We start from the raw sequence: 7,450 nt of genomic DNA on the forward strand, positions 1-7,450 counted from the left end.
CGGTTCATTCGGTGTCCGGGATGGCCTCGCGCACCACGACGGCGCCGTAGTCGTTGATCGCCCGGTACCACAGTGATGACCCTGGCGCAGGCCTCGTCTGCAGTGACCAGCTTGCCTCGCTGTGCGGAGCCAGCATGTCGAGGGAAAGATCATCGTGGTCGCTGAACTGCCGCCAGGCACCGCCGATCAACGACACGTGGTAGTTCGAGGGGTTGTCGCACACCAGGCGCAGGTCGGGGCCAGGCGCCAGATGCCACTGAAGATTGGCGATGGCGTCGCCGGGTTCACCGGCGAGGCCCGTCGGACGATAGAACAGTTTCAGGCGTGTCAGGATGCCTAGCTGCAGTCGGTTGGTGGTCCCCTGGGGTAGCGGTGGCACCTCCTTGATGTTGAGCCAGTAGAGCGACTCCTGGTCGGACCTTTGCACGTCGCGAATGCGCAGGATACGCAGGGTCTGACTCTCTCCGGGGTCGAGACGGAATACCGATGGCGTCACCAGAAATGGCGACTCGGCGTCCCGCGCCGGGCGCCCTCCGGCGTGGCGGTCGGCCCAGGCCTGGACCAGCACCGGGACACTATCCTGGTTTTCCAGCCGGAGCGTCTGCTCCCGCTGGGCCTCCTGATAGATGACGCGGGTGCCATTGATGGTGATGCTGGCCTCGGCCTTGTGGCCTGGCAACGCCGCGATCATGAGCGCAAGACACAGACTCAGACCCAGGCCGAGGGCGTGTATCACCAGTCGCTGCCACGCCCGCATGGCAAAGGGCGAGGCGCCGGGGCCTTCTATCGCGGTCATTGGTAGACAATCTCGATATTGCCGCTGGCCTTGACGGTGCCGGCGGTTACCGTGGCGGCGGTGGACTGGTACCAGGCGCTTAGGGAAATGACCGTCGTGTCATCGCCTGCCACGATGTCCACCGGCGGGGTGCTGTCGTTGTCGGCCGCCTTGACCCAATCGTCGTTGGCATCGTAGACGGCGATCCCCACGTCCTTGGCAGTGCTGTCGCTGGTGAGCAGGAACAACCCGGTGACCGGATCCACCTGGGTGTCATCTCCGGTAAAGCGCACCGAGACCTTGTTGCGGCCGGTAGCGCCGGCGGCGCATTTCAGCACGAGCTGGAAGGCCTTCTGGCCTGCTCGGGTGCCGGAGGCGCCGAAGGCGCTGGTGGACACCTTGGGTAGCGTCACGGTAGTGGCGGCCGTCGGTATGGTGCAGTTGGCCGCGACGATTTCGCCGGTGAAGCTGATGGTGCCGTCGGCGGCCTGGGCCGAGGTACCGGCAAGCAACAGAGCGACAAGGCTCAGCCGGGTGATGGAGAAGTGACGGACGGGCATCGTGGTTTCCTCTTGTTCGGGGCAGTCGGCTTTTCACGGCGGTGGAGAAGGCCTGCGTGAGGGGATAGGGGAAAGGCTATTAGAAAAAGTAAAATTAGATTTGACGTAAATCAGTGCAGCGACGAACGAAGGCTGCGATCGCTCGTTGTGGTCAATATGGCGTTCGGGTGGCAACGGTGGCGGCGTTGGGGGGGCATCGAGAGGGCATCGAGAGGGCTATCGAGAGGTTGATCGAGGGGGCGGCCGAGGAGGCCGGCGATGAGAAAAAGCCTTGCGGTGGTTCTTCTGCAACTTCGCTATGCTGTAACGGCCAACCCAGCGACGAATGGAACTCTCGAATGCCCGTTATCGGAAAACCGCTGATGCTTGCCCTGTGGCTATCGGTGGCCGTGTTGTTAACTGGATGCAGCGGCCTGCCCTCCCTGGAAGGGCGTAGCCAGACACAGCATCTGACGCTGGAGCAGGCCCGCGACACGGCGCTCGGCGAGATGCTGGCACCCTATGTGGATGCCCATCCCGGCAAGAGTGGTATCCATACCCTGCGCAATCCCCACGACGCCTTTGCCGCACGACTGTTGCTGGCGGAAGCGGCAGAGCGGACCCTCGATGTCCAGTATTACATCTGGCACGACGACATCACCGGCTCGATGCTGTATCAGGCCATGCTGGACGCCGCCAATCGTGGCGTGCGCGTCCGCATGCTGCTCGATGACACCAACACTGCAGGGCTCGATGACAAGCTGGCAGCGCTGGATGCTCACCCCAATATCGAGATACGCCTGTTCAATCCCTTCGTGGTGCGCTCACCGCGGTTTATCGGCTACCTGACCGACTTCTCCCGGGCCAATCGGCGCATGCACAACAAGTCACTGACGGTGGACAACCAGGCCACCATCATCGGCGGGCGCAATATCGGTGACGAGTATTTCGGCGCCGGCGATAACGTGATGTTCGCCGATCTCGATGTCGTCGCCGTGGGGCCGGTGGTCGAGCAGGTCTCTGAAGACTTCGATCTGTACTGGGCCAGCCAGTCCTCCTACCCGGCCAGTCGGGTGCTCGACTCGGTGGGGCGCCAGGGGCTGGCACGCTTCGAGCAGGCCTCGGCGGAAATCGTCCGTACCCCTGATTCGCTGGAGTACCGGCAGGCGCTGGACGAAAGCCAGTTCATCGAGTCGATCGAGGACGGTAGCCTTGAGCTGGTCTGGGCCAACACCAGAATGGTCAGTGACGATCCGGCCAAGGGCCTGGGGCTGGCCGCCGATGAAGACCTGCTGACCGGACGCATACGTGGCCTGCTGGGGCCGCCCCGGGACAGCGTGCATCTGGTGTCGCCGTATTTTGTGCCGGTAGAGAAGGGCACTCGCATGTTCGCCGATCTAGAGGCGCGCGGCGTGGAGGTGACCATTCTGACCAACGCACTGGAGGCGACCGATGTGGCCGCAGTGCACGCCGGCTACGCCAAGCGGCGACGCGAGCTGTTGGAGGCTGGCGTCCGGTTGTTCGAGCTCAAGCGCGCGCCAGATGCGCCGGGGCGCAGCGAGTCTGCCGGCCCCTTCGGCAGCTCGGGTGCCAGCCTGCACGCCAAGACCTTCGCCGTGGACGGCGATCGGCTGTTCGTCGGCTCGTTCAATTTCGACCCACGCTCGGCGCGACTGAATACCGAACTCGGCTTTATCATCGAGAGTCCGGAGCTCGCTCAGGAAATGCAGCGGGTGTTCAATACCGACGTGCTCGACAACGCCTACGAGGTCAAGCTGGACGAAGACGGCAGCATGATCTGGCTGGAGCGTACGCCGCAAGGGGTAGTGCAGTACGACGGCGAGCCCAACGTGGGCATCTTCCGCCGGGCGGCGGTAACCTTGATCTCTGTGCTGCCGGTGGAGTGGATGCTTTAGCGTCCCGAGCGGCAAGTGCCGAGATGCCAGGGCAAGACTCGGCTCGACACGGCTCGATACAAAGACAGGACGGCCAGCATTGCGCTGGCCGTCTGTATGTCACCGGAGTGAAAACGGCGGGCTTGGCTGAACGTGGCGCAAGTCACCAACGCTGGCCAAGGGCCTGGAGGAACCAGTCTCAGCTGTCCTTGGAAAACGCCTCGAACAGTTCCTGGCCTGTCAGATTGCGGGTGTCGTTGCCGAAGTGGTACCAGTGGGGCTTCTCGTCGATGAAGATCTGGAGGTCGAACCGCCAGGCTTCTCCGCTGTCGATCAGGCCAACGGGTACCGAAGTGTGCTCGCCGTTCTTCAATCGGTAGAACAGGTGGGTGCCGCAGTGGCGACAGAAGGCACGCTCGGCCCAGTCGGACGATGAATAGAAGGTGACAGCCTCTTCGCCTTCGAGTGTCAGCTGACTGACCGACTCCAGTGCCAACAGCGGGCCGCCGCCCCAGGTTCGACACATCTGGCAGTGGCAGGCGCCGACGCTCTGCTGTTCAAGTGCTACCTTGAGTGTCACCGCACCGCACAGGCAGGTACCGCTCAGGCGCATGGCCTGGTCTGCTGTCGCGTTCATGGACCGTGTTCTCGTCAGTGGGGGCTACCCCCCAAGACTAGCAGAACTGTGCTGGATGACCGCCTTGAAGAAGGGGGGTGAAGGCAGGGGCTTGAAGGCGGGGGCGTCAGCCCCCGCTTGCAGCGCCAGGCTTAGTACGAAAAGCCGACGAGCGATGGTTAGTCAAGGCAAAAATCGGTGAGAAAGCGCAGTTTACGAGGTGTAAATGAGCATCTTGACCGGGCTGGCGCACCAGCCGGTTTTTAACGCCGTATTACCGAGCGCAGGCACTTTTCGTACAAGCCTTAGAGCCTGGCCAGCACCGTCTCGGCACTGGACGCCTCGATCACGCCGCGTTCGGTGTCGACGCCCAGATACTCGACCACGCCGTCGTTGACGATCATCGCGTAGCGCAGGCTGCGCACGCCCATGCCTGCGGCACTGGCATCCTTGTCCATGCCGATGGCTCGGGTGAAATCGGCGTTACCGTCGGCCAGCATAGTGATCGCTTCGGCGTTCTGGTCCTTCTGCCAGGCGCCCATGACGAAGGCGTCGTTGACCGCCAGGCAGGCGACCGCGTCGGCCTTTTCCAGCAGCTTGTCGGCGTTGACCACGAAGCCGGGCATATGGGTGTTGGAACAGCCCGGAGTGAAGGCGCCGGGGACAGCGAACAGCACCACCTTGCGTCCTGAAAAGAAGGCGTCGGTGGTCAGTGACTCTGGACCCTTGTCGCCGTTGGTAAAGAGGGTCACGTCGGGCAGGCGTTCGCCGGTAGCAATGGTCATGAGGTCTCCATCTGGGTGTGGTGAAATCGCGTCGGTGATGGTGGTGTCCGAAGAGTGAAGACGTTCACTCTTCCAGCGGTGGCGTGGGACGCACCAGGATCTCGTTGACGTCGACATGGTGCGGCTGGGAGATGGCGTACATCACGGCGTTGGCGACGTCGCGATCTTCCAGGGCATGTTCCGGTGGTTCATCGAAGAAGGGGGTGTTGACCATGCCGGGCTCGATGAGCGTGACTCGGATCCCGCTGCCGCGCAGTTCCTCGCGCAGGTTGTAGCCGATGCCGGAGACCGCCCACTTGGTGGCACCGTACATGGAGCCGGGGATGGTGGTACGCCCCGCTGCCGAGCCGGTCAGCAGGATGTGTCCGTGGCTACGCCTAAGCTCGGGCAGGCAGGCCTGGATGGTCAGCCCCAACCCGTACACGTTGGTCATCAGCATCGACTTCCAGCTTTCCGGGTCGGCCTCGCTGAAGCCGCCGGGAGAGCCACCACGTCCGGCGTTGGCGAACACCGCGTCGAGACGACCAAAACGCTCGAGCGTCTCGTCCACCATGGTCTTCTGGGCCTCGATGTCGGTCACGTCGACGCCGACCGTCAGCACGTTCTCCGGTCCCAGCTCCTGAGCCAGGGCCTCGAGTCCGTCCTTCGAACGGGCCGCCAGGACGAGGTGATAGCCCTCTCGAGCGGCCGCCCTGGCCGTGGCGGCCCCGATGCCGCTTGACGCTCCGGTGATCAGCAACACTCGTTCTCGCATCGCTTCCTCCTGGTCTCTCGGTGACGGGGCTTGACGGGCTATCTCTGTATGATTGATTCAGCATGCTCGTCCATTGCCTTTGTTGCAATCCTTCGGGCGGCGTCTGCGACTTTCAAGGGGCATCTTTTCCCGGATATCGGGTAGCAGAAAAGGATGAGTCCTGTCGGATATTGGCGGACGGACCTGCACGGGAGGGGCTCGTCAGGCTGGGCCCGATACGAGAAGGCCCGGCAGGATGCCGGGCCCAGGTCGTCTTGCCAGGGGTCGCAACAGCGGACTCAGCGCAGCGACAGCGCGCCCCTTGTCTCGCCTGAGGCAGCCTGTTCGTAGGCGGCGGCTTCTTCGGCTTCGACCTCGGGGCTGAAGCGCACCAGCAGCGCGCACAGCGAGGCCAGGATCACCGCCGCGCCCAAGTAGAATAGCCCCTGCTGGTAGCTGATCGATTCGGAACGGAACAGGAATCCCGCCGCCACCGCACCGGCGTTGCCGCCGGCGCCGACGATACCGGCCACCGCGCCGAGGGCGCGACGGTTGATGAAGGGCACCACGCCGAAGGTGGCGCCTTCGGCCATTTGCACGAACAGACTGAACACCAGCATCAGGCCGATGGCCAGCGCCAGTACGTGCATCTGGGAGAAGAACATCAGTGCCACGCCCTCACACAGCATGGCGATGAACAGCCAGCGTACGCGACCCTTGAGCCCGGCGTTGCGGGCGAACAGGTCAGAGAAGACCCCGCCCATGGTGCGAGCGAACAGGTTCATCAGGCCGAACAGTCCGGCGATCATGCCGGCGGTGGCCAGGGTCAGGTCGAAGTTGTCGAAGAAGTAGATGGCGGCGATGTTGTTGATGGTGAGTTCGACGCCGAAACAGGCGGCATAGACCACGAACAGCGCCCACACGCGGATATCCCGGGCGGCGGCGCCGAAGGTGCTGGACATGGAGCCTTCGCCGGAGGCTTCCGGCAGCTCGCCGCGTGCACGCAGGTCCTTGAAGTTGCCGTCGGGCGCGTCCTGGGTGAAGCGGTAATAGCACAGACCGGCGATGAACATCACCACACCTGGGACCACCATGGCCAGGCGCCAGCCCAGGGTCTCGCTGACGCCCAGCATCAACAGGCCAGAAAAGATCAACGGCATCAGGATCTGGGTAGTGCCACCGCCCAGGTTGCCCCAGCCGGCGGAGGTGGCGTTGGCTGTACCCACCACATTGGGCGCGAACATCACCGAGGTGTGGTACTGGGTGATGACGAAGGAGGCGCCGATCGCGCCGATGGCCAGGCGGGCCATCAGAAAGGACTCGAAGCTGTCGGCGAAACCGATGCTCATCACCGGGATGGCGCCCAGGCACAGCAGCCAGGTGTAGGCCAGGCGCGGCCCGATGCGGTCACACAGGACGCCGATGGCCAGACGCACGATTACCGTGATGGCCACCGAGGCGATGATGGTGTTGCCGATCTGGGTCTTGGTCAGTCCGAGGTCATCTCTGACCACGGCCATCAATGGCGCGATGCCGAACCAGCCGAAGAAGCACAGGTGGAAGGCGAACCAGGAGAAGTGAAAGGCTCGCATCTGGGGAGTCGAGAAGGAAAACAGGCGAATCCTGTTGGCCTTGTTGCGCAGATTCATGAACACAGCCCTCGCTGGGTGGACGAACACTCGAACTTGTGTGGCCTTCGCCATTGAAGGTCGGGTCCGACGCACTCGTACCGCTGGGGCCTGGTCTACGTCTGGCTCTCGCTAACCACTACTAAGCAAGCGGGATGCCTGTTTCTATTGAAATCTCGTTATATCAACACCTTGTGGTTTTTATGCGGAATAGCACTTCAGCAGGATCGCATCATTGCGCTGCATCATTGTGCACTCGACACCGCCCCTGTGCGCCGACTTGGTGCCAAAGGGAGAAGGTAGAGGAGCGCGGCGAAGATAGAAGGAGCAGGAAGAGAGAGAAGGAGCAGAAGGAGAGAAGGTAGAGAGAAGGTAGAGGGAGAGAGAAGGGAGAGAAAGAGAAAGGGGAACGACTCAAGAAGATGTGCGAACAGAGATGCGAACAAAAAGAGAACAAGGAGGAGCGGTCACCCGCCGCT

General features: G+C 62.8%; 7 protein-coding genes. 1 reads left to right on the forward strand and 6 read right to left on the reverse strand.

The genetic code is table 11. The annotated features are described in order from the left end of the window. Positions 1-4: 4 nt before the first annotated feature. Together RBB39_RS05280 and RBB39_RS05285 are read right to left on the reverse strand one after the other, a co-directional pair. Positions 5-796 carry a molecular chaperone gene (locus RBB39_RS05280; protein ID WP_306168874.1) on the reverse strand — a complete coding sequence of 264 codons (792 nt, stop codon included), beginning with the start codon at positions 794-796 and terminating at the stop codon, positions 5-7. Continuing rightward, entirely contained in the window at positions 793-1,335 is a 543-nt protein-coding gene (locus tag RBB39_RS05285; protein ID WP_306168875.1) for a fimbrial protein, read from the reverse strand. Before RBB39_RS05285 ends, RBB39_RS05280 begins: the two co-directional genes overlap by 4 nt. A 338-nt stretch (positions 1,336-1,673) precedes the next feature. Between RBB39_RS05285 and RBB39_RS05290 the strand changes: the two genes are divergently transcribed. Continuing rightward, positions 1,674-3,230, forward strand: coding sequence for a phospholipase D family protein (locus tag RBB39_RS05290; RefSeq protein ID WP_240184322.1), 1,557 nt, complete (start codon positions 1,674-1,676; stop codon positions 3,228-3,230). Between the two features lie 178 nt (positions 3,231-3,408). Here the strand turns inward: RBB39_RS05290 and RBB39_RS05295 are convergent, their stop codons facing one another. The 4 genes from RBB39_RS05295 to RBB39_RS05310 all read right to left on the reverse strand — a co-directional run bounded on the left by RBB39_RS05295 (position 3,409) and on the right by RBB39_RS05310 (position 6,992). Further along, the gene (locus RBB39_RS05295; protein WP_108450220.1) at positions 3,409-3,846 is read right to left on the reverse strand and encodes a GFA family protein; all 438 of its coding nucleotides are present in this window, start codon (positions 3,844-3,846) and stop codon (positions 3,409-3,411) included. Between the two features lie 284 nt (positions 3,847-4,130). Continuing rightward, positions 4,131-4,610, reverse strand: a complete 480-nt coding sequence (locus RBB39_RS05300) for a peroxiredoxin (RefSeq protein ID WP_108450219.1) — start codon at positions 4,608-4,610, stop codon at positions 4,131-4,133. Between the two features lie 64 nt (positions 4,611-4,674). Then, on the reverse strand, positions 4,675-5,364 hold the full coding sequence (locus RBB39_RS05305; protein WP_045992600.1) for an SDR family oxidoreductase: 690 nt from the start codon (positions 5,362-5,364) through the stop codon (positions 4,675-4,677). A gap of 278 nt (positions 5,365-5,642) precedes the next feature. After that, entirely contained in the window at positions 5,643-6,992 is a 1,350-nt protein-coding gene (locus RBB39_RS05310) for an MFS transporter (protein WP_045992599.1), read from the reverse strand. Positions 6,993-7,450 lie beyond the last annotated feature (458 nt).

Origin of the sequence: Halomonas sp. MMSF_3323, assembly GCF_030733595.1 — a bacterium.
Lineage (GTDB): Bacteria > Pseudomonadota > Gammaproteobacteria > Pseudomonadales > Halomonadaceae > Halomonas > Halomonas litopenaei.

Coding starts and splice junctions, on each gene's coding strand:
- RBB39_RS05305 (WP_045992600.1), bottom strand. CDS start 5,364: ATGCGAGAACGAGTGTTGCTGATCACCGGAGCGTCAAGCGGCATCGGG.
- RBB39_RS05310 (WP_045992599.1), bottom strand. CDS start 6,992: ATGAATCTGCGCAACAAGGCCAACAGGATTCGCCTGTTTTCCTTCTCG.
- RBB39_RS05285 (WP_306168875.1), bottom strand. CDS start 1,335: ATGCCCGTCCGTCACTTCTCCATCACCCGGCTGAGCCTTGTCGCTCTG.
- RBB39_RS05290 (WP_240184322.1), top strand. CDS start 1,674: ATGCCCGTTATCGGAAAACCGCTGATGCTTGCCCTGTGGCTATCGGTG.
- RBB39_RS05280 (WP_306168874.1), bottom strand. CDS start 796: ATGACCGCGATAGAAGGCCCCGGCGCCTCGCCCTTTGCCATGCGGGCG.
- RBB39_RS05300 (WP_108450219.1), bottom strand. CDS start 4,610: ATGACCATTGCTACCGGCGAACGCCTGCCCGACGTGACCCTCTTTACC.
- RBB39_RS05295 (WP_108450220.1), bottom strand. CDS start 3,846: ATGAACGCGACAGCAGACCAGGCCATGCGCCTGAGCGGTACCTGCCTG.